This is a genomic window from Bradyrhizobium sp. USDA3516 (genome assembly GCF_057651995.1).
Window position 1 is genome coordinate 647,356 of the sequence record NZ_JBYGYN010000003.1, and the last position, 21,524, is coordinate 668,879.

Consider the following 21,524-nt stretch of genomic DNA (forward strand, 5'->3'; position numbering starts at 1 on the left):
AGAAAAGTGGCAGGCCCGTGCTGAGCATCCGAAACCTTTCAAAGACCTTTTCTTCGGCCGGCGAGCCCGTCCACGTTCTACGCGGCGTCGACCTCGACCTCGGGGCTGGCGAGCGCGTCGCGCTGACCGGTGAGTCCGGCAGCGGCAAGAGCACGCTGCTGCACCTGATCGCCGGCCTCGATGCCGCCGATGGCGGCTCGATCCGGCTGGGTGACGCCGAGGTCACCAAGCTCTCGGACGCGGGACGGGCGAGCTTGCGGCGCGACCGCATCGGCCTGGTTTTTCAGCAGTTCAACCTGATCCCGAGCCTTTCCGTCGCGGACAATCTCGCATTTCAGGCGCGGATCGCCGGCCGGCATGATGCGGCCTGGACCAAAGAGCTTGTCGAGCGGCTCGGGCTAGGAAGCCTGCTCAAACGTTATCCAGAGCAAATATCGGGCGGCCAGCAGCAGCGGGTCGCGATCGGCCGGGCGCTGGCGACAAAGCCCTCGCTGCTGCTGGCGGACGAGCCGACCGGCAATCTGGACGAAGCCACCGCCGAGGAGGTGCTGGCGCTGGCACGCGATCTCGTCGCGCGCACCGGCTGCGGCTTCCTGATGGTGACGCACAGCCTGCATCTCGCCGCCACGCTCGACCGTCATCTCACGTTGCATGCGGGGCGCATTTCATGAAGCGCGCGCTCTGGGTTCTCGCCGTGCTGCTCAGCCATTGGCGGCGCCACAAGATGCAATTCGCGACGCTGTTGATTGGGCTGATTGCGGCGACCGCACTGTGGAGCGGGGTGCAGGCGATCAACCAGCAGGCCCGCAATGCCTATGACCGCGCCGCGGCGACGTTCGGCGGCGTACGCACGGCGATGCTTGTCGCTCCCGATACGGAAACCTTTTCCCAAGAGCTTTTCGTCAAACTTCGCCGCTCCGGCTGGCCGGTGTCGCCGGTGCTCGAGGGACGCGTCCAGATCAACGGGCATTCGGTGCGGCTGCTCGGCATCGAGCCGGTCACGCTGCCGGTCGATGTCGGTAATGCGCCGCGCCTGGGTGCCGCGGATCTCAGCAGCTTCGTTGCTCCGCCCGGCCAGACCTTGGTGGCCCGGGAAACGCTGAGAAGTTTGCAAGAAGCGGAGGGCGCGGCCCCGGCGATCAGCAGCGGCGCAAAGCTGCCGCCGCTGCACGTGCAGCCGCAGCTCGCACCCGATGTGCTCGTGGTCGATATCGGCGTGGCACAACGGCTGCTGATCAAGCCCGACCAGGTCTCGCGGCTCTTGATCGGCAAGCCGAGGGGCAAGCCCGCACCGCTCGCGAGCGTCGTCGGCGAGCAGTTGCGGCTGATTGAGCCGAATGCGGAGACGGAGCTCGAGCGTCTCACCGACAGCTTTCATCTCAACCTCACCGCCTTCGGCCTGCTGTCGTTCTTCGTCGGCCTGTTCATCGTCAATTCGGCCGTGGGCCTTGCGTTCGAGCAGCGGCTGCCGATGCTGCGCACCTTGCGCGCCTGTGGCGCCTCGGCGCGGCTGGTCAATACGGTGCTGGTGGTCGAGCTGGTTGCACTGGCGCTGGTCGCAGGCCTGATCGGGCTCGCCTGCGGCTATTTCATCGCGGCCGCCCTGCTGCCGGATGTCGCGGCCTCACTGCGCGGGCTGTATGGCGCGCGGATCCCGGGGCAGCTCAGCCTTCGGCCCGAATGGTGGCTCGCCGGCATCGGCATCAGCGTGGTAGGGGCGCTTGCGGCGGCAGCGACTAGCCTGATCAAGGCGATCAGGATGCCGGTGCTGACGACGGCGCACCCTGGGGCCTGGCAGCAGCGGCAACGCCGCTGGCTGATCCTGCAAAGCTGTGCGGCCTGCGCGGTGTTCGCCGTCGCGCTGCTGCTGTTCTACTACGGGCAATCGCTGATCGCGGGGTTCGGCGTGCTGGCCGCGCTGATGTTCGGTGCGGCACTGATCCTGCCGGCCTTCCTCGACATTATCCTGCTCGTCGGTCAGCGCCTCGGGCGCGGGCCGCTCGCGCTGTGGTTCTGGGGGGACAGCCGGCAGCAGCTCTCCGGGCTGTCGCTGGCGCTGATGGCGTTGCTGCTCGCGCTTGCCGTCAATGTCGGGGTCTCCACCATGGTGGAGACCTTCAGCCGCACCTTCATCGGCTGGCTCAACGGGCGGCTCGCGGCCGACGTCTACGTCAGCGCGTCCGACAATGCGCAAGGCGTCGCGATCCGGAACTGGCTGAAGGACCGCAGCGATGTTGAGGCGATCCTCTTGGGCGGGCGCGCGGAGGCGTTGGTGCGCGGCCAGCCGGTCGAGTTGCTCGGCCTGCCCGATCACGCGCTCTATCGCGAGCGCTGGCCGCTGCTCGACACGGCGCCGCACGCCTGGACGCGGCTGGTGCCGGGCAATGCCGCCTTCATCAGCGAGCAGTTGAGCCGGCGGCTGAACGTGCAGATTGGCGACGTCGTCGAGGTGCCGGCGCCAGGCGGGAGCTGGGAGCTCGACATCGTCGGCATCTATGCCGATTATGGCAACCCCAGGGGGCAGCTCACGGTGAACGTCGCGGCATTGATCCGGCAGTTTCCCCAGACGCCGCAGACGCGGATCGGCCTGATCGTCGCGAGAGAGAATATCCCCGGCCTGATTGCGGCCTTGCAGAAGCAGTTCGGGCTCGACGACCGCAGCGTCGCCGACCAGGCGACGGTGAAGGCGGAATCGATCCGCATCTTCAATCGCACCTTCGCGGTGACGTCGGCGCTGAACGCCTTCACGCTCGGCGTCGCCGGCATCGCATTGCTCACGAGCCTGCTGACACTGGCGAACTCCCGACTGCCGCAGCTTGCGCCGCTGTGGGCAATCGGCCTGACGCGGCCGCGCCTTGCCGCGATCGAGCTGACCAAGACGCTCTCGGTCGCACTGTTCACGGCGCTGCTGGCCGTGCCGCTCGGACTCCTGGTCGCCTGGTGCCTCATCGCCATCGTCAACGTGAAAGCGTTCGGCTGGCGGTTGCCGTTCCACGTCTTCCCGTTGCAGCTGGTGGAGCTGGTCGCGGTGGCGCTGTTCGCCTCGCTGCTTGCGGCGCTGCTGCCGATGGTGCGGCTGGCGCGGATGCAGCCAGCGAATCTCGTCAAGGTCTTTGCCAATGAGCGCTGAGGCCATCTCGCGCCGCGCCTTCGCCGGCGGCATTGCCGCCCTCGCTCTCGCGCGCCGCGCCGGCGCGCAGGGCTATGCCGGACTCGGCGAGACCGCCGATGGCTTCGCGGAGGTGACGCCGGGGAAGGCGTTCACCTTCCCCGGAGATCACGGACCGCATCCGCAGTTCCGTATCGAGTGGTGGTATCTCACCGCAAACCTCGTCGACGCCAGCGGCGCTCCTTGCGGCCTGCAATGGACGCTGTTCCGCCAGGCGGCGCAGCCAGGTCCGCAAGGCGAGGGCTGGGCCAATCAGCAGGTCTGGATGGCGCATGCGGCGGTGACGCGCGCCGACACCCACCGCTTCTCCGAAACGTTTTCACGCGGTGGCGTCGGGCAAGCCGGCGTGACGGCGAAGCCGTTCGAGGCCTGGATCGACGATTGGGAGATGAAGGGCCCCGAGCGCCCCGACGACCGTGCCTTGGCGCCGCTGACGCTGAAGGCGTCTGGCGCCGATTTCAGCTATGCGCTGACGCTGGAGGCCGACCGGCCCGTCGTGCTGCAGGGCGATCGCGGCTACAGCCGCAAGTCGGAGCGCGGGCAGGCCTCGTACTACTACAGCCAGCCGTTCTACCGCGCGCGCGGTACGCTCAGCATCGACGACAGGCCGCTGGATGTCTCGGGGCAAGCCTGGATGGACCGGGAATGGAGCAGCCAGCCGCTCGACGCCGATCAGACCGGCTGGGACTGGCTGTCGCTGCATCTGTCATCCGGCGACAAGCTGATGCTGTATCGGCTGCGGCAAAAGGACGGTAAGGATTATCCGTTTGGCAATTGGATCAGCGCCAGCGGCGAGACGCAGATGATTGCAGGCAGCGACATCCAGATGATGCCGAAGGCGACCGCGGAAGTCGCTGGACGCAAGCTGGCGGTGCAATGGCAGATCGCGATCCCCTCGCGATCATTCTCGATCCTGTGCAAGCCGCTCAATCCCAAGGCCTGGATGGGGACCGGTTTCTCCTATTGGGAGGGACCGATCCACTTTGCCGGCACGCATGACGGCGTTGGCTATCTCGAGCTGACCGGCTATTGAGGCGCGATCTCTTCGAAGGAACCGACGATGTATCATCTCACCGCCCTCGTCACGCTGCTGGCGATCGCGTTTTATTTCTTCACCTCCGTCAACGTCTCGCGCTCGCGCACCAAGACTGGCGTCAAGGCGCCTGCGATGTCGGGGCATCCGGAGTTCGAACGGGCCTTCCGCATCCATATGAACATGCTGGAATGGATGCCGATCTTCTTGCCGGCGCTGTGGCTGTTCGCGATCTATATCGGCGACGCCGTCGCGGCGGGGATCGGCGCGATCTGGATCATCGGCCGTATCGTCTATTTCATCGGCTATTCGCAAGCCGCGGCCAAGCGCGGCACCGGCTTTGCGATCCAGGCGCTTGCAGCCATGGCGCTATGGATCGGGGCGCTCGGGGTGGTGGTGGTGCGGCTGGTGAAGTGAAGCACGGCAGTACGCACACGTGTCCCGGGCGCGGTGCAGCGTGCAACGCTGCGCCGCTGAACCGGGACCCAGTCAGGCCTGCGCGCCCGGAGAGGCGTGGGTCCCGGCTCTGCGCAGCAGCGTTGCACGCTGCAGCGCGTCCGGGACACGAGAGCCTCACTTCGTCAGCGGACAGCCGCTCTCCTTGGCGGTGAAGAAGGCTTTGTCGCCGGGGACGGTGGCGAGCAGCTTGTAATAGTCCCACGGCTTCTTCGACTCCGAGGGCTTCTTGACCTCGAATAGATACATGTCGTGGATCATGCGGCCATTCTCGAGCACCTTGCCGCCTTGCGCGAAGTCGTCGTCGACCGGCAGCTCCTTCAGCTTCTTGGCGACGGCATCCGGGTCCTTGGTCCCGGCAGCCTTGACGGCTTTCAGATAGCTCAGCGTCGCCGAATAGGTACCGGCGTGGATCATGCTCGGCATCCGCCCGGTGCGCTTGAGGAAGCGCTCGCCGAGATTGCGCGTCTTGTCGTTGAGATCCCAGTAATAACCCTCCGTCAGCACCAGGCCTTGCGCGGCCTGCAGACCGAGACCGTTGACTTCGGCAAGCGTCATCAGAAGGCCCGCAAGCTTCTGGCCACTCGCGACGATGCCGAACTCGGACGCCTGCTTGATCGAATTGGTGGTGTCGAGGCCGGCATTGGCGAGGCCGACGATCTTCGCCTTCGAGCTCTGCGCCTGCAGCAGGAAGGAGGAGAAGTCCGACGAGTTGAGCGGCACGCGCACCGAGCCGAGCACCTTGCCGCCATTGGCAGTGACGATCTCGCTGGTGTCCTTCTCCAGCGCGTAGCCGAAGGCGTAGTCCGCGGTGAGGAAGAACCAGGTGTCGCCGCCGGCTTTGGTCAGCGCGCCGCCGGTACCGACGCCGAGCGCACGGGTGTCGTAGACCCAGTGGAAGCCGTAGGGCTGGCAGGCATCGCCGGTCAGCCGCGATGTCGCGGCACCGACGACGATGTCGATCTTCTTCTTTTCCTTGGAGAGCTCGTGGATGGCGAGCGCGACCGAAGAGGTCGTCAGCTCCGTGATCATGTCGACGTTCTCGACGTCGTACCAGCGCCGCGCGATCGAGCTTGCGAGGTCCGGCTTGTTCTGGTGGTCGGCAGTGATGAGCTCGATCTTCTGGCCGAGCACCTCGCCGCCGAAATCCTCGATCGCCATCTTCGCCGCTTCGACCGACCATTTGCCGCCGTAATCGGCATAGACGCCGGACTGGTCGTTGAGGATGCCGATCTTGACGCCTTGCGCGGAGGCGGGAACCGCGATCAAGAGGGCCGAGGCCGCTACGGCCCAAAGTGCTGATTTCATCTGTTTGTCTCCCAACATTCTTCTGTGAAATCGCGCGGATAGTAGTGAAGAACCCGGCGTGAGCCCATCCGTTTCACGTTGGTCGTTAGTATGGAGGGTATGCGCCAAACGACCGGTGTCGTCCCGGACAAGCGCGCTCAAGCGCGCGCAGATCCGGCCCCATAACCACAGGGAGAGGTTCGACGAAGACTCGGAGTTGCCAGCGTCGCCCCAAACACCTCCCTGTGGTTCTGGGTCCCCGCCCCCGTGCGCAATTGCGCGCTAGGCGGGGACGACACGAAGGTGCGGACACGCCGGCGGCCACAATGAATCATGCCATCGCCCCCGGCTTCTTGTCGCGCCGCCCTTCCGCCAGGTTCCGCACCACGACGTAGAAGATCGGCGTGAACAGAAGGCCGAACAAGGTGACGCCGATCATGCCGAAGAACACGGCGACGCCGACGGCCTGGCGCATCTCCGAGCCCGAGCCGGTCGAGATCACCAGCGGCAAGACGCCGAGGATGAAGGCGAAGGAGGTCATCAGGATCGGCCGCAAGCGCAGGCGGCAGGCTTCGATGACGGCCTCCAGCCGCGGCTTGCCTTCGTTCTCGATGTCGCGCGCGAATTCGACGATCAGAATCGCATTCTTCGCCGCCAGTCCCACCAGCACGACGAAGCCGATCTGGGTCAGAATGTTGACGTCCTGGCCCATGATGCGCACGCCGATGGTGGCCGCTAACAGGCACATCGGCACGATCAGGATCACAGCGAACGGCAGCGTCCAGCTGCCATATTGCGCGGCCAGCACGAGATAGACGAACAGCACACAGATCGGGAATACGTGGAGACCGGCATTGCCGCCGGTGACCTGCTGATAGGACAGGTCGGTCCATTCGAAGGTGAAGCCGCTCGGCAAGGTGTCGTTCGCGAGCTGCTTGATGGCGTTGAGCGCCGTGGTTGAACTGGTGCCCGGCGCCGGCTCGCCTTGCAACTCGGACGCCGCATAGAGATTGTAGCGCGCCACGCGGTCTGGGCCGGAGACGTCCTTGAACTCGACCACGCTACCGAGCATCACCATGTCGCCGGAAGCGTTGCGCGTGCGCAGGCGCGCAAGGTCGCTCGGTTCTTTTCGGAACGGAAAGTCGGCCTGCGCGGTGACGTGGTAGGTGCGGCCGAACAGGTTGAAGTCGTTGACATAGGTCGATCCGAAATAGGTCTGGATCGTCTCGTTGATGTTGGAGATGGGCACGCCCAGCTTCTGCGCCTTGGTGCGGTCGATGTCGACGAAGAGCTGCGGCGTGTTGGCCGTGAACGGCGAGAACACCGAGGGGGCGAGCAGCGAGGGCGATTTGCGCGCGGCGGCGACAAGCTCGTCGGTGGCGGCTGCGAGCATTTCAGGCCCGCGGCCCTGGCGGTCCTGGATGCGGATGGCAAATCCGCCACCGGTGCCGATGCCGGGCACGGCCGGCGGCGGAATCACGATGATGAAGGCGCCCTGGATCGCGGACAGGCGCTTGCGCAGCTCGGCCGTGATGGCCGTGGCGGACAGGCCCTTCTTCAGCCGCACCTCGGGCTCGTCGAACACCGGGAACAGCGCCGCCGCATTGCCCGCCTGCGTGCGGGTGGCGCCGGAGAAACCGGCAAAGGCGGCGACGCGAACGATGCCCGGCGTATCCAGTGAGATCCGCTCGATCTCGCGCACGACCTCGGTGGTGCGCGCCAGCGACGCCGCGCCCGGCAATTGTACGGATATGATGACGTAGCCGCGATCCTGCGCCGGGATGAAGCCCTGTGGCGTGGTCACGATCAGCCAGCCGGCGCCGCCGATCAGCACGACGTAGATCAGCAGCATCACCACCGAATGGCGGATCCCGAAATTGGCGAGGCCGGCATAGCCGTGCGCCAGGCGGTCGAACACGCGATTGAACACGCCGGTGAACGCATTCCAGCCGCGCGCAATGACGTTCCAGGCGGCGGGCGGCCGCTTCTCTTCGTGCGGCGTGAGGATCTGCGAGGCCAGCGCGGGCGAGAGCGTCAGCGAGCAGAAGCAGGAGATCGCCGTCGCAACGGCGATGGTGACGGCGAATTGCTGGAAGAATTGCCCGGAGATGCCGCCGAGGAACGCGGTCGGCACGAACACCGCGCATAGCACCAGGGCGATCGAGACCAGCGCGCCGCCGACCTCCTCCATCGTCTTCAGCGCGGCATCGCGACGACTGAGGCCGTGCTCGAGATGCCGCTCGACATTCTCGACCACGACGATGGCGTCGTCGACCACGATTCCGACGGCGAGCACCAGCCCGAACAGGGTCAGATTGTTGATGGAGAAGCCGAGCGCCGCCATCACCGCGAACGTGCCGACCAGCGAGACGGGGATCGCAATGATCGGAATGATCGCGGGCCGCCATCCCTGCAGGAACACCAGCACGACGATGACCACGAGCAGCATGGCCTCGTAGATGGTCTTGATCAGCTCATGGACCGACTGGGCGATGAACTCGGTCGGGTTGTAGCCGATATTGTAGTCGAGGCCCTTCGGGAAGCTCTCCTTGAGCCGCGTCATGGTGTCGGAGATGTTCTTTGCGGTCGCGAGCGCGTTCGAGCCAGGCCGCTGCGTCACCAGCATGGCGACCGCCGACTTGCGCAGCAGGAAGCTGTTGGTGCTGTAAGCCAGTGCACCGAGCTCGATGCGGGCGACGTCGCGCAGCCGCACCGTGCGGCCGTCAGGGCCGGCCTTGATCAGGATGTCCTCGAACTGCTTCTGGTCCTTCAATCGCCCGGTGAAGGTGAGGTTGGGCTGGAAGGCGCGGTCGGTGATCGGCGGCTCGGCGATCTGGCCCCCCGCGATCTGCACGTTCTGGGCGCGGATGGCCGCGAGCACCTCGGCCGAGGTCAGGCCGAGATTGGCGATTCTGTCAGGATCGAGCCACAGCCGCATCGAATAGTCGCGGGCGCCGAAGATCTGGATGTCGCCCACGCCGTCGATGCGTAACAGCTGGTCGCGGACCTGGAGCAGCGCATAATTGGAGATGTAAAGCTGGTCGAACGTGTCGTCCGGCGACAGCATGAACACGACCATCAGAATATCGGGCGAGTTCTTGCGGGTGGTGACGCCGTTGCGCTGCACCTCCTCCGGAAGGCGCGGCTGCGCGATGGCGACGCGGTTCTGCACCAGCACCTGGGCCTTATCGAGATCGGTGCCGAGCTTGAAGGTGACGGTGATGGTGAGCTGGCCGTTCGACGTCGCCTGGCTGTAGAGATACAGCATGTCCTCGACGCCGTTGATCTCCTGCTCGATGGGAGCTGCGACCGTGTCGGACACGGTCTGGGCGGACGCGCCGGGATATTGCGTGGTGACGACGACGGTCGGCGGCACCACTTGCGGATATTCCGAGACCGGCAGCGTGGTGTAGGCGAGCGCGCCGACGATCAGGAGCACGATCGACAGCACCATCGCCAAAATGGGCTGGTTGATGGAGAGGCGGCCGAGATTCATGACTTGCCACCGGCCGGCGCTTGCGCGGTCTGGGGAGCGACCTTGGCGCCGACGCGGGCGCGCTGGATGCCGTTGACGATGACGCGATCGTCCGGCTTCAGCCCTTCACGGATCACACGCAGGCCGTCGTCGAGCGGGCCGAGCACGACGGGGCGCGCCTCGACCGTGTCATCGGCCTTGACCACGAACACGATCTTGCGGGACTGGTCGGTCGCGATCGCAACGTCCGGAATCAGCAGCGCCTCGTAAGGCGCGCTGCCGATCAGGCGGACGCGGCCGAACTGGCCGGGCAGGATCGAGAGATCCGTGTTCTTCACCACGGCGCGGCTGCGCAGCGTGCCGGTCGAGACGTCCAGCCGATTGTCGAGGAAATTGACGGTGCCCTCGCGCGAGGGCTTGGTCTCGCCGGCGAGCGTCACTTGCACCGGATTAGCGGTATCGCGCGAGCTTGGCCGCCGGCCTTCGAACCACAGCTTGCTGTACTTGATGAAGGTCGCTTCATCCATGTCGAAATAGATGTAGATCGGATCGAGTGCGACGATCGAAGTCAGCAGCGTCGAGGTGCCGGTGTCGCTACCCTGCACGAGATTGCCGGGGCTGACCAGATGGCGGCTGACGCGGCCGGTCAAGGGCGCTGCCACATGCGTGAACTCGATGTTGAGCCTGGCGGCCTTCAGCGCGCCCTCGGCCTGCATCTCGGCGGCGTGCGCGGCCTGCAAGGCCTGGCGGCGCTGATCGACGACCTGTTCGGAGACCGCGCTGGTCTGCACGAGGCTGAGACCACGGTCGAGCTCGCGCTTGGCGAGCTCGACCCTGGCGCGCGCGTCGGAGAGCTGGCCCTCCGCCTGAGTGGCCACCGCCTCGAACGGGCGGGGATCAATCACGTAGAGCAGGTCACCCTGACGCACGATGGCGCCGTCCTGAAACTCGACCGAGTTGACGAAGCCGCCGACCCGCGGCCGCACCTGGACCTCTTCGACAGCCTCGAAGCGGCCGGTGAACTCGTCCCAATCGGTGACCGTGCGCTTGACCGGCTGGGCAACCGTCACTGACGGCGCCGGCGGAGCCGCAGCCTGCGATGCCGGCTTGTCGCAGCCGGACAGGGCGAACGCGGCGGCGAGAAGCCCGACGATTGCGCTGACCTGAACGAAATCGTGCTTTTTGATCAACTGCCTGCTTCCGTCCGGTCCGCTCATCCCCAGGTCCTCGCATCATATCCGCAGACAATACAGGGTACGCTTGTACCTGCAGGCGCTGCAAGATGGGTTGCAAAAATGAACTCTTCAAGACCATGCGCGGGCAATGCTTCGAACGGCACCCTGACCCGATGACGGGTTGACAGCGAGGGAGACGGTGCCGGGCAACGCAGTTGAGGCAAGCCGAACCCTGCCGTGAACGACGGGCTCTCGGAATTGCGAGCTTTTCCCGAGGGTTGTCTTCGAGAGGCCCGCTTCAGGCGGGCCCATCGTGACAGAGAGAGAGAGAGCTACTTCCGCAGCCTGGCCTTGGCACCGGCGACGATCTGCATGGTGACGCCGGCAATCCAGCCGACGAAGACGAGCCAGGTCCAGGCCATGTGCGGATCGAGCCGGAGCACGATCACGGCGACCGAGGCGAAGGCGGTGAGCGTAGCGGAGAGCGTGCCGGCGGCGCTCATCAGCTCGGCGGCGTCGATCTGGCTGTGCGCGTCGTCGAAAGGCATCTGCGGCGTGTCGATGCCCAGATAGAAGCCGATGCCGCCGAGCAGCATCATCAGCAGCAGGAAGCCCTGCGTGGTGAGGGTGGAGATCGCCGAGCCGACATAGGCGCCGACGAACAATCCGCACGCGGCCCCCGCCATGGCAAGGCCGACGCGCTCGAACACATGGGCAGTCTTACGAAAACGTAAAGGCATGGCCAGCCTCCGCGAGACGTTGAGTGTGGCGAGGTTAGGCCAGTTTTGGGGGGCGTGGAAGGTGAGGAGGTTTACGGGTGCGTGAGAGATCCAACTCCCTCTCCCCGTTCTTACGGGGAGAGGTGAAGAGAGTCACCTCGCCCCGAACGTGGTCTTGCCGAACAGCGCCTTCTGCGTGGACGGCTGCGAGCGCCAATATTGCGGCGGCGCCTCGACCACCCCGCCGAGCTCGGCGGCGGCGTGCCAGCCCCAGCGCGGATCGTAGAGCAGGCCGCGGGCGAGCGCGACCATGTCGGCCTTGCCCGACACGACGATCTCCTCCGCCTGCTTCGGCTCGGTGATGAGGCCGACGGCGATGGTGGGCAGGCCGGTCTCGCGCTTGATCGCCTCTGCAAACTGCACCTGATAGCCGGGGCCGAGCGGGATTTTCTGCAGCGGCGAGACGCCGCCCGAGGATGCATCGATCCAGTCGACGCCGCGCGCCTTCAGCGCGTTCGCGAATTCGATGGTCTGGGCCAGATCCCAGCCGCCCTCGACCCAATCGGTCGACGACACCCGTATGCCGACCGGCTTGTCGGCGGGGAACGCGGCACGCACCGCGTCGAACACCTCCAGCGGAAAGCGCATGCGGTTCTCGAGGCTGCCGCCATATTCGTCGGTGCGCTTGTTGGAGATCGGCGACAGGAATTGATGCAAGAGATAACCGTGCGCGCCGTGCACCTCGATGGCGTCGATACCGAGCCGCGCCGCGCGCTTGGTCGAATCGACGAAGGCCTCGCGGATGCGCTTCAGGCCCGCGGCATCGAGCGCGAGCGGCGCGGCCTCGCCTTCCTTGTGTGGTACCGCCGAGGGCCCGACCGTCTGCCAGCCGCCCTGCCCTTCCGGAATCAGCTGGCCGCCGTCCCAAGGCCGTGCGCTGCTCGCTTTGCGGCCGGCATGGGCGAGCTGCATCGCGATCGCGGTGGAGGAATATCTCCGCACCGAATGCAGGATCGGCTTCAGCGCGGCCTCGCAGGCATCGCTGTAGAGCCCGAGGCAGCCCGGCGTGATGCGGCCGATCGCCTCGACATGCGTCGCCTCGATGCAGAACATCGCCGCGCCGGACAGGCTGAGATTGTTGATGTGGGTGAAGTGCCAGTCGGTGGCGACGCCGTCATCGGCCGAATATTGGCACATCGGCGACACCACGAGGCGGTTCTTCAAGGTCAGGCCGCGCAGCTTGATCGGGGAAAACAGGACGGACATGCGGGGAGTTCCGGGGAATGGAGGATGGTGATGGGAGTGTAGTGAGTGACGCGCGGATTGCTAGTTGCGCGGCGGGAATGGAGCGCCGTGGGGCCATGCATTGCGCGTCGTACAAACTCGGTTGTCATCCCGGGGCACGCGCAGCGTGAGCCCGGGATCCATAACCACAGGATCCGATTTGACGAGAACCGGCAACCACGAGCCCGTCGCCAAACCTCCCCTGTGGTTATGGGTCCTCAGATGCGCAATTGCGCATCATAGCTCGCGACTTCGTCGCGCCCCGGGACGACAGATGGGGCTACTCCGCCAGCGTGAACTGCAGCAGCAGGGTTCGCTGCAGCATCGAGAAATTGTCGTCGGAGATCAGAGTCAGCACCGTCTCGCCGGCGGCTGTGACGTGGGCGTCGATCGCTTCCATGTTGTCGATCTCGTGGCCGAGATCGGCGGCGAACAGCGCGGGGCCGTCGACCAGCGCCCCGGGCGCAATTTCCTTGAGCGGGATCGCGCGGATGCGGATGTTGACGCCGGTGAACCAGGAGAATTTGCGTTCGAGGATGAGGAGATCGCCCGAGGGCAGCAGCACCGCGTCGCTGATGTCGAAATTCTCCGAGCGCCGCACGCTGAACTGGCCGGGCGTCGGGCCGCCGATCAGGAAAGCGAGGAGGTTGCCGTCGGCATCGAGCCCGCGCTCGGAGAAGGCGATCAGGGTGCCCGCCAGCGGCTGGCCCTGGCCTTTGGGCACGACGACCATCGCCTCCAGACCCTTGTTGGAGGGCAGCTTGCGCAACGCCGGTGGGACGGCGATCACCTCGCCGCGAGCCCTTGTGCCGCCTTTGACGAAATCGTAGCGCAGGATCTGGTTGACGCGCTCGAGCCCGACATAGACCAGGCTGCCGTCGCGCGCGATCGATTCCGAATCCCACCAGAGGTGCTTGTCCGTGATCGGCCGCCCTTCGGCGCCCAGCAGCGGCGCGGCCTCGACGTCGGCAAGGCCGATCATGTCGCGGCCGGAATAGCGGACGCTGCCGGTGAACCAGCCGCCCTGGTCGGAGATCGCGAGGAAACGTTCGCCCTTGCCGTCGAGGAAGCGGAAGCCCGACAGGCCGCCGAAGCCGCGATAGGGCGAGGTCAGGACCAGGCCGCTGCGATAATCCAGCGAGCCGAAGCGTGCGCGCGTGCGATCGCGCGGTTCGAAATTGGGAATGCTGCGCGCGTTGACCTCGACGCTGACGGGCGCCGCGACGGCGTGCTCGAGCTGAAGCGGGCGCGGTGGCGGCTCGGTCGCGGCCTGTGCCTGCGCGAGCCTGGAGACTGCGAGAGTGGAGAATCCCGCCGCGGCGTGCCTGAGAAAGCTGCGGCGGGATGAAATCGTGCTCACGAATGCAATTTGCGTCGCGGGCGACCGGCCGCTTGCGTTGGCACCGTGTTGGTCTCGCTGAAGAGCTCGGCGAGCTTTTCGGTGATGGCGCCACCGAGCTCCTCGGCGTCCACGATCGTCACGGCGCGGCGATAATAGCGCGTCACGTCATGGCCGATGCCGATCGCGATCAGCTCGACCGGCGAGCGGGTCTCGATCTCCTCGATGATGTGGCGCAGATGGCGCTCGAGATAATTGCCGGGATTGACCGACAGCGTGGAATCGTCGACCGGCGCGCCGTCCGAGATCATCATCAGGATCTTGCGCTGCTCGGGCCGGCCGAGCAGGCGCTTGTGCGCCCAGTCCAGCGCCTCGCCGTCGATGTTCTCCTTCAAGAGGCCCTCGCGCATCATCAGGCCCAGGTTTTTGCGCGCACGGCGCCAGGGGGCGTCGGCGGACTTGTAGATGATGTGGCGGAGATCGTTGAGGCGGCCGGGATTGGCCGGCTTGCCGGCGGCAAGCCACGCCTCGCGCGATTGCCCGCCCTTCCAGGCGCGCGTGGTAAAGCCCAAAATCTCGACCTTGACGCCGCAACGCTCCAGCGTGCGCGCGAGAATGTCGGCGCAGGTCGCGGCGACCGTGATCGGGCGGCCGCGCATCGAGCCGGAATTGTCGAGCAGCAGCGTCACCACGGTGTCGCGGAACGTCGCCTCCTTCTCGTGCATGAAGGACAGCGGGTGATAGGGATCGGTGACGACGCGCGACAGCCGCGCGGGGTCGAGGATACCCTCCTCGAGATCGAACTCCCAGGCGCGATTCTGCTGCGCCATCAGGCGGCGCTGCAGCCGGTTGGCGAGACGGGCGACGATGCCCTGCAGATGTGCGAGCTGCTTGTCGAGATAGGCGCGAAGGCGCTCCAGCTCGTCATGGTCGCAGAGATCCTCGGCGGCGATGACCTCGTCGAACTTGGGCGCGAAGGCGTGATATTCGGGCCCGCGCGGCTCGTTCCTGCCGTGCTGGTTCGGGCGCGTCGCCTCGCCAGGCGTCTCGTCGTCGCCGAGCTCGCCGTCATCGAAGGTGTCCGAGGTCGAGGCCTGCGCGCTTTCCATCGCGCTCTCGCTCATCTCTTCCGAAGACGCCTGCGCCTGGTCGGCGCTCATCTCCTGCGCGGCATCGGAATCGGGCGAGCCTTCGGCGCCGGACTGATCGTTGTCGCCGTCCTGATTCTCCTCGTTCTCGTCATTGTCCTCGCTGTCGGCGTTGCGCTCATCGCCGAGTTCGAGCGCGGTCAACAGGTCGTGCACGGCATCGCCGAACCGGGTCTGGTCCTCGACCAGGGTATCGAGCCGGTCGAGCCGCCTGCCGATCTTGTCTTCGAGGATGGGACGCCAGAGGTCGACCATCTTCTTGGCCGCCGTCGGCGGCGCCATGCCGGTGAGGCGCTCGCGCACCAGCATCGCCAGCGCGTCCGCCAGGGGAGCATCGGCGCGGTCGGTGATCTCGTCGAACTTGCCGCGATGGAAATGGTCGTCGAGCATCGCGGTGAGGTTCTTGGCAACGCCCGCCATGCGGCGCGCGCCGATCGCCTCGACGCGGGCCTGCTCCACCGCCTCGAACACGCCGCGCGCCTGCGGATTGCCGGGCATCAGCTTGCGGTGAACCTTGGGATCGTGACAGGCGAGCTTGAGCGCGATGGAATCGGCATGGCCGCGCACGATCGCGGCGTCCCGCTTGGTCATCTTGCGCGCGGGCTCGGGCAACCGCGCCTTGCCGGGCGCAAGGCCCGGGCGCTCGGCCGCGAAGGAGACGTCGAGCTCGGGCGCCTTCGCGATCGCCTTCAGGCAGGAGGCGACCGAGCGCTTGAACGGCTCGGTCGGCGCTTCCTTGTTGCTGCGGAATTTGGAATTGGAGGTGGTGCTCATCTCGATCTCACCGTCGTCCCAAGCTCAACCTGATCCGTCGTCCCCGCGAAGGCGGGGACCCATAACCACAGGGAGCAGTTAGTGAGATACTGACGGCCCCGACCTTCGCAAAACCACGGCTTGTGGTTATGAGTCCCGGATCTGCGCTTCGCGCTCGACAACGCTTCACGTTGCCAAGCGCTGCGCTTGTCCGGGACGACATCTGACGCCTCAGCTGAGCGCCACGTTGACCGCCGATTCCGGCAGCTCCGCATTGAAGCAGCGCTGGTAGAACTCGGCGACCAGGGGCCGTTCGAGCTCGTCGCATTTGTTGAGGAAGGTGACGCGGAAGGCGAAGCCGATATCGCCGAAGATGTCGGAGTTTTCCGCCCAGGTGATCACCGTGCGCGGGCTCATCACCGTGGACAGATCGCCGTTGGCGAAGGCGTTACGGGTGAGGTCGGCAAGGCGCACCATCTTGTTGACGATGTCGCGGCCCTCCTGCGTGCGATAGTGCTTGGCCTTGGCCAGCACGATCTCGACTTCCTCGTCGTGGCTGAGATAGTTCAGCGTGGTGACGATCGACCAGCGGTCCATCTGGCCCTGGTTGATCTGCTGGGTGCCGTGATAGAGGCCCGAGGTGTCGCCGAGGCCGACGGTGTTGGCGGTCGCGAACAGCCGGAACGCCGGATGCGGCTTGATCACCTTGTTCTGGTCGAGCAGCGTCAGGCGACCCGAGACCTCCAGCACACGCTGGATCACGAACATCACGTCGGGGCGGCCGGCGTCGTATTCGTCGAACACCAGCGCGACGTTGTTCTGCAGCGCCCAGGGCAGGATGCCGTCGCGGAATTCGGTGACCTGCTTGCCGTCGCGGACCACGATGGAGTCCTTGCCGACGAGGTCGATACGGCTGATGTGGCTGTCGAGGTTGACGCGCACGCAGGGCCAGTTCAGGCGTGCCGCGACCTGCTCGATATGGGTGGATTTGCCGGTGCCGTGATAGCCGGTGACCATCACGCGGCGGTTCCTGGCAAAGCCCGCAAGAATGGCCAGCGTGGTGGCGCGGTCGAAGCGGTAATCGGTATCGACTTCGGGCACGTGAGGATCGACTTCGGAATAGGCCGGGACTTCGAGATCGCTGTCGATCCCGAACACCTGGCGCACCGACACCTTCATGTCGGGCAGGCCGGAAACTTCCTCAACTTTGGACAGGGCGGCGGTCGTCATCAATCCTCCGAGGTCCCGGGCGGTCCCGAAACCGGTTATTCGCACGTTGGCTGCGGCTGGGTGCTGATAATCAACCTATCAGAGACAACGAGCCGGCAGAAGCCCGCCCACCAATCAAAGTTCCGTTGTCTTTTCATTTAGATAGGCAAGGAACGCAGTTTTTGGAGGGCTGCCTTGCGAATCACGCCGAAATTCGGGCGGGTCACGCCCAATCCATGCGAATGGTGCTTTGGCCGTATGCAATTACTTATGTAGGGTCCGAGGCCCCATGCTCCAGCCCTTCAAGAGACGACGTGACGTCCTTTCTCGATCCCCTCATCGCCTTCGTTTCCGCCCATCCGTGGCTGGCCTATCTGACCCTGTTCCTGGCGGCGCTGCTCGAAGCCGTTCCGGTGGTGGGATCGGTGATCCCCGGCTCGACCATCATCCTGGCGCTGAGCGCCCTGGTCCCCGGCGGCGAATTGCAGCTGCCATGGGTGCTCTTGGCGGCTGCAACTGGTGCCGTACTCGGCGACGGGTCGGCCTATTGGATCGGGCACAGGCGGCAGCGCGAGATCCTCAACACCTGGCCGCTGACCCATTATCCGCGCGTCGTCGCCGAGAGCGAGAATTTCTTCCACCGCTTCGGCACCTGGGCCGTGTTCTTCGCCCGCTTCGTGCCGCCGATCCGCGCCTTCGTGCCCGTGACGGCCGGCGCACTGGGCATGGCGCCCGCGACATTCTATGCCGTGAACATTCCGGCGATCCTGGCCTGGGCGCCGGCCCATGTGCTCCCGGGCGTGCTGGCCGTGTCGGCCCTGCATGAATATGCCGGGCTGCATCATCACGCGCATGTCGGCAAGCACATCTGGATGCTGACCGTCGCCGGGGTTGCGCTCGTGCTGGGCGTGGGGATGTGGATCTATCGCCGGCGGAATGGCGGCGGCGCGACGGCCAAGCCGCAGGTTTAGGGCAGACGCTGCATCACAAGCGCCGGCCCTGCGTTCGCAGGCACCGAGTTTGTGCGAGAGCATCGCACCCATGACATCGGTGTGATTGACCTGCTTCACCGCTAGCGGCACGTTGGCCCGGATCCATGTTCACCATCGCCAGCCTCTGGATTCCCTTCACCATCATTGCCGCGCTCGGGCAGGTCGCGCGCAATGCGATGCAGCGGTCGTTGACGAAGCCGCTGGGGACCTGGGGCGCGACCAATATCCGCTTCCTGTTCGGCTTTCCGTTCTCGCTGCTGTTCCTGGCCCTGGTGCTGCTCGCGACCGGCGATCATCTGAGCGCGCCGCCAACCGTGTTCTGGCCATGGCTGCTGTTGGGCGCGCTCAGCCAGATCGTCGCCACCGGCCTGATGCTGCTCGCGATGAACGACCGTTCCTTTGTCGTGACGACGGCCTACCTGAAGACCGAGGCGATCCAGACCGCGATCTTCGGCTTCGTCTTCCTCGGCGATCACCTGACCTGGCTGAAGGTGCTCGCGATCGTGATCGCCACCATCGGCGTCGTCATCACCGCGCTCCGGCTCGGCGGCGAGAAGAGCTTTGCGGAGCTGAAGCCGACCATCACCGGCCTCGTCGCGGCCGCGGCCTTCGCGCTGTCAGCGGTCGGCTTTCGCGGCGCCATCATCAATGTGCCCGGCGTGTCCTTCGTGACCGCGGCGTCGATCACGCTGGTGCTCGGCCTGTTCGTGCAGACGCTGATCCTGACGATCTACCTGCTATGGCGCGCTCCAAAGGTGCTGCAGGCGATCCTCGCCCTGTGGAAGCCCTCGATGCTGGCGGGCTTCACGGGCGCCCTCGCTTCGCAATTCTGGTTCCTGGCGTTCGCGCTGACAGCCGCCGCCAATGTCCGAACGCTCGCTTTGGTCGAGGTGCTGTTCGCGCAAGCAGTGGCCTACTACTCGTTCAAGCAGCCAATCGCGACGCGCGAGCTTCTTGGCATCGCGCTGATCGTGGTCGGCGTTGCGGTGCTGGTGGGGGCTTAATTCCGGTCTTCCGGCAGGCTCGGCAGCGGCGAGACCTCGATGCCTTCCTCGATCAGCGACTTCGCCTCTTCGGGCGAGGCCTCGCCGTAGATCGGGCGGTGCTCCTTGTCGCCGTAATGCATGGCGCGGGCTTCATTGGCAAAACGCTCGCCGACATTGTCGGCGTTCTTGACGATGTGGTCGCGCAGCTCTTTCAGCTTGGCGCGCAACTCGCGCTCCTGCGCCATCAAGAGCGAGGTCGGCCCTGAAGGCGCAGCCTCGGGCGTGGTCGCGGCCACGGGCTCCGGCGGCGGCGTGGCGCGGCCGCGCCCCTTCTTGCCGACGATGCGCGGCGCCATGATCGCCTTCTCGACCTTGGCTGAGCCGCAGATCGGGCAGGTCACGAGCTTCCGCCTCACCTGCGAATCATAGGCGGACGAACTCTGGAACCAGCTCTCGAAGTCGTGGTCGCGGTCGCAGCGTAGCGCGTAGCGGATCATGCCGATCCCCGCACGAGGTGCAAATGGTCCGGCCCGGCCTTGGGATCGGAGACGCCGAAGCGGCGGCCGTGCTGGAGCGAGGGAATCGCCCGGCGCGCGGTCTCGACCTTGCCCGGATCGATCCTGGCCATGATGATGCCCGGCTCGACATCGCCCTCGGCGAGGATCTCGCCCCAGGGGTCGACGATCAGCGAATGCCCGTAGGTCTCGCGCTTGTTCTCGTGCAGGCCCGCCTGCGCCGCGGCGAAGATGAAGCAGCCGGTCTCGATCGCACGGGCGCGCAGCAGCACGTGCCAATGCGCTTCCCCGGTCTTGCGGGTGAAGGCGGACGGCACGGTGATGAAATAAGCGCCGCTTTCGGCCAGCGCGCGGTACAGCGCGGGGAAGCGCACGTCGTAGCAGATCGTCAAGCCGATGCGGCCCCAGGGCAGATCCGAGATCACGGCGGTCTCGCCCGGCTGGTAGTTGGCGGACTCGCGATAGCTCTCGCCGTCCGGCAGCTCGATGTCGAACATGTGGATCTTGTCGTAGCTCGCGAGCACGTTGCCCTCGGGCCCGATCAGGAAGGAACGGTTGACCGCCTTCTCCGGCGAGAAGCGCAGCGCCAGCGAGCCGACATGGAGGTGAATCTTCAGCTCCGCCGCGAGCGCCCGGTACGCCTTCAGCGAAGTGTCGTCCTCTTCGCTCTGGAGATGCTCGAACAGCGCCTTGCGGTTCAGCTGCATCATGTTGCTGACTTCGGGCGTCTGCACGTAATCGGCGCCATCGGCCGCGGCCTGCCGGATCAGCTTCGTGGCCTGCTCGAGGCTCGGCCCGGGCATCAGGCCGGTGCGCATTTGCACCATGGCGGCCGTAAACGTGCGGTTCTCGCTCATGATACCGCCTTCACGCTTTCGAGCATGCCATCGAGCTTGCCTTCGCGATCGAGCGCATAGAGGTCGTCACAGCCACCGACATGAGTGCCGCCGATCCAGATCTGCGGGAAGGTCGAGCCCTGGCCGGCGCGGCCGTACATTTCCTGGCGCCAGGATGGGTTCTTGGCGACGTCGAATTCGGTGAAGGTCGCCTTCTTGCGGGTCAGCAGTGACTTGGCGGCGGAACAATAGCCGCAGCCCGGCCGGGTGTAGATCTCGACAGCAGCAGTCATTCGTCTGGCGCTCTCATGTCATGAATTCATTGAATTATATGGGACGGGGCCCGCTCTCGACAACCCGGGCAAAGACCAACACGTCGACCTGAGCCGCCTTGGCGCGGAGCAGGGCCCGCGCGCAGGTGTCGAGCGTAGCCCCTGAGGTCAGGACATCGTCGATCAGGACAACGCGGCGGCCCTGGACCTCGGCCTGACGGTCGGGAGATACCTGGAATGCGCCCTGCACATTGGTGGCGCGCTGGGCCCGCGACAGGCCGATCTGCTGCTCGGTGGCGCGCACCCGCCGCAGCACGTCGCCCCGCACCTTGACCCCGCTCTGCCGCTCGATGACGCGCGCGAGCGCGCCGGACTGGTTGTAGCGGCGCCGCCAGGCCCGCCGCCAATGCAGGGGCACGGGCACCAGCATGTCGGCGCCGGTCAGCACCTCGCGGCCGGCGCGCGCCATCCAGCGGCCCATGGCCGGCGCCAGATCGGTACGGTCCTGATATTTCAGCGCATGCACCAGCGTGCGCGCGACGTCGTCATAGCGTACCGCCGCACGGGCGCGCTGGTAGGCCGGCGGGCTCGCGATCGCCTCCATCGACAGCATCTCGGGGCCGGGGTCGTAAACGAAGGGAATGCCGAGCCGCGGGCAATAGGGCCGCTCGATGAACGACAGCCGCGCCCAGCAGGAAGCGCAAACGCCCTCGCCATCGACCGGCTCCTGGCAGGACACGCACTGTGTCGGCAGCGCGATGTCGAGCGCCAGCCGCGCCGCCCGCGCCAGCACGTGGCGGCCGGCCGTCCAGGCGGCACGCAAGGGTGAAGGCATGGAGCGGTCGGTTTCGGCTGGCATGAGGGAAGGCTAGCGTT

The 21,524-nt window shown here is 66.0% G+C and carries 18 protein-coding genes; 6 read left to right on the forward strand and 12 right to left on the reverse strand.

Translation table 11 applies throughout. The annotated features are described in order from the left end of the window. Window positions 1–17 precede the first annotated feature (17 nt). The 4 genes from AC24YW_RS13325 to AC24YW_RS13340 are packed head-to-tail and all read left to right on the forward strand — an operon-like array spanning window position 18 to window position 4,619. Window positions 18–671 (forward strand): ABC transporter ATP-binding protein, encoded by a 654-nt coding sequence (locus AC24YW_RS13325; protein ID WP_487483154.1) that lies wholly within the window; start codon window positions 18–20, stop codon window positions 669–671. After that, on the forward strand, window positions 668–3,130 hold the full coding sequence (locus tag AC24YW_RS13330) for an FtsX-like permease family protein (RefSeq protein ID WP_487483155.1): 2,463 nt from the start codon (window positions 668–670) through the stop codon (window positions 3,128–3,130). The genes AC24YW_RS13325 and AC24YW_RS13330 overlap by 4 nt, the downstream gene beginning before the upstream one ends. Continuing rightward, window positions 3,120–4,202, forward strand: a complete 1,083-nt coding sequence (locus AC24YW_RS13335; protein WP_487483156.1) for a lipocalin-like domain-containing protein — start codon at window positions 3,120–3,122, stop codon at window positions 4,200–4,202. Before AC24YW_RS13330 ends, AC24YW_RS13335 begins: the two co-directional genes overlap by 11 nt. 27 nt (window positions 4,203–4,229) lie before the next feature. Continuing rightward, the gene (locus AC24YW_RS13340) at window positions 4,230–4,619 is read left to right on the forward strand and encodes an MAPEG family protein (RefSeq protein ID WP_487483157.1); all 390 of its coding nucleotides are present in this window, start codon (window positions 4,230–4,232) and stop codon (window positions 4,617–4,619) included. 156 nt (window positions 4,620–4,775) lie between these two features. Here the strand turns inward: AC24YW_RS13340 and AC24YW_RS13345 are convergent, their stop codons facing one another. From AC24YW_RS13345 to cobS, 8 genes are all read right to left on the reverse strand, one after another. Further along, window positions 4,776–5,966: an ABC transporter substrate-binding protein gene (locus AC24YW_RS13345; protein ID WP_487483158.1), complete on the reverse strand. Its 1,191-nt coding sequence runs from the start codon at window positions 5,964–5,966 to the stop codon at window positions 4,776–4,778. A gap of 310 nt (window positions 5,967–6,276) precedes the next feature. Further along, window positions 6,277–9,441, reverse strand: coding sequence for an efflux RND transporter permease subunit (locus AC24YW_RS13350; protein ID WP_487483159.1), 3,165 nt, complete (start codon window positions 9,439–9,441; stop codon window positions 6,277–6,279). Next, on the reverse strand, window positions 9,438–10,637 hold the full coding sequence (locus AC24YW_RS13355; protein ID WP_487483160.1) for an efflux RND transporter periplasmic adaptor subunit: 1,200 nt from the start codon (window positions 10,635–10,637) through the stop codon (window positions 9,438–9,440). The genes AC24YW_RS13350 and AC24YW_RS13355 overlap by 4 nt, the downstream gene beginning before the upstream one ends. Before the next feature lie 290 nt (window positions 10,638–10,927). Further along, on the reverse strand, window positions 10,928–11,335 hold the full coding sequence (locus AC24YW_RS13360; RefSeq protein WP_487483161.1) for a hypothetical protein: 408 nt from the start codon (window positions 11,333–11,335) through the stop codon (window positions 10,928–10,930). A 132-nt stretch (window positions 11,336–11,467) separates the two neighbouring features. Continuing rightward, the gene (locus AC24YW_RS13365; RefSeq protein ID WP_487483162.1) at window positions 11,468–12,580 is read right to left on the reverse strand and encodes an NADH:flavin oxidoreductase/NADH oxidase; all 1,113 of its coding nucleotides are present in this window, start codon (window positions 12,578–12,580) and stop codon (window positions 11,468–11,470) included. 298 nt (window positions 12,581–12,878) lie between these two features. Continuing rightward, entirely contained in the window at window positions 12,879–13,958 is a 1,080-nt protein-coding gene (locus tag AC24YW_RS13370) for an esterase-like activity of phytase family protein (protein WP_487483163.1), read from the reverse strand. After that, window positions 13,955–15,859, reverse strand: a complete 1,905-nt coding sequence (cobT, locus tag AC24YW_RS13375; RefSeq protein WP_487483164.1) for a cobaltochelatase subunit CobT — start codon at window positions 15,857–15,859, stop codon at window positions 13,955–13,957. Before cobT ends, AC24YW_RS13370 begins: the two co-directional genes overlap by 4 nt. A gap of 210 nt (window positions 15,860–16,069) precedes the next feature. After that, on the reverse strand, window positions 16,070–17,068 hold the full coding sequence (gene cobS, locus AC24YW_RS13380) for a cobaltochelatase subunit CobS (protein WP_487483165.1): 999 nt from the start codon (window positions 17,066–17,068) through the stop codon (window positions 16,070–16,072). A gap of 293 nt (window positions 17,069–17,361) precedes the next feature. Between cobS and AC24YW_RS13385 the strand changes: the two genes are divergently transcribed. Together AC24YW_RS13385 and AC24YW_RS13390 are read left to right on the forward strand one after the other, a co-directional pair. Beyond that, window positions 17,362–18,018 carry a DedA family protein gene (locus AC24YW_RS13385; RefSeq protein WP_487483166.1) on the forward strand — a complete coding sequence of 219 codons (657 nt, stop codon included), beginning with the start codon at window positions 17,362–17,364 and terminating at the stop codon, window positions 18,016–18,018. Window positions 18,019–18,143: 125 nt separating this feature from the next. After that, window positions 18,144–19,043: an EamA family transporter gene (locus tag AC24YW_RS13390; RefSeq protein WP_487483167.1), complete on the forward strand. Its 900-nt coding sequence runs from the start codon at window positions 18,144–18,146 to the stop codon at window positions 19,041–19,043. Here AC24YW_RS13390 and AC24YW_RS13395 read toward each other — a convergent pair. From AC24YW_RS13395 to AC24YW_RS13410, 4 genes are read right to left on the reverse strand one after another with little or no spacing between them, the layout of a single operon-like run. Beyond that, window positions 19,040–19,522, reverse strand: a complete 483-nt coding sequence (locus AC24YW_RS13395; protein ID WP_487483168.1) for a DUF1178 family protein — start codon at window positions 19,520–19,522, stop codon at window positions 19,040–19,042. The genes AC24YW_RS13390 and AC24YW_RS13395 overlap by 4 nt on opposite strands. Then, window positions 19,519–20,397: a carbon-nitrogen hydrolase family protein gene (locus tag AC24YW_RS13400; protein WP_487483169.1), complete on the reverse strand. Its 879-nt coding sequence runs from the start codon at window positions 20,395–20,397 to the stop codon at window positions 19,519–19,521. Before AC24YW_RS13400 ends, AC24YW_RS13395 begins: the two co-directional genes overlap by 4 nt. Next, entirely contained in the window at window positions 20,394–20,669 is a 276-nt protein-coding gene (grxC, locus tag AC24YW_RS13405; protein ID WP_036026245.1) for a glutaredoxin 3, read from the reverse strand. Before grxC ends, AC24YW_RS13400 begins: the two co-directional genes overlap by 4 nt. A 34-nt stretch (window positions 20,670–20,703) precedes the next feature. Then, window positions 20,704–21,507: a ComF family protein gene (locus AC24YW_RS13410; protein WP_487483170.1), complete on the reverse strand. Its 804-nt coding sequence runs from the start codon at window positions 21,505–21,507 to the stop codon at window positions 20,704–20,706. Window positions 21,508–21,524 lie beyond the last annotated feature (17 nt).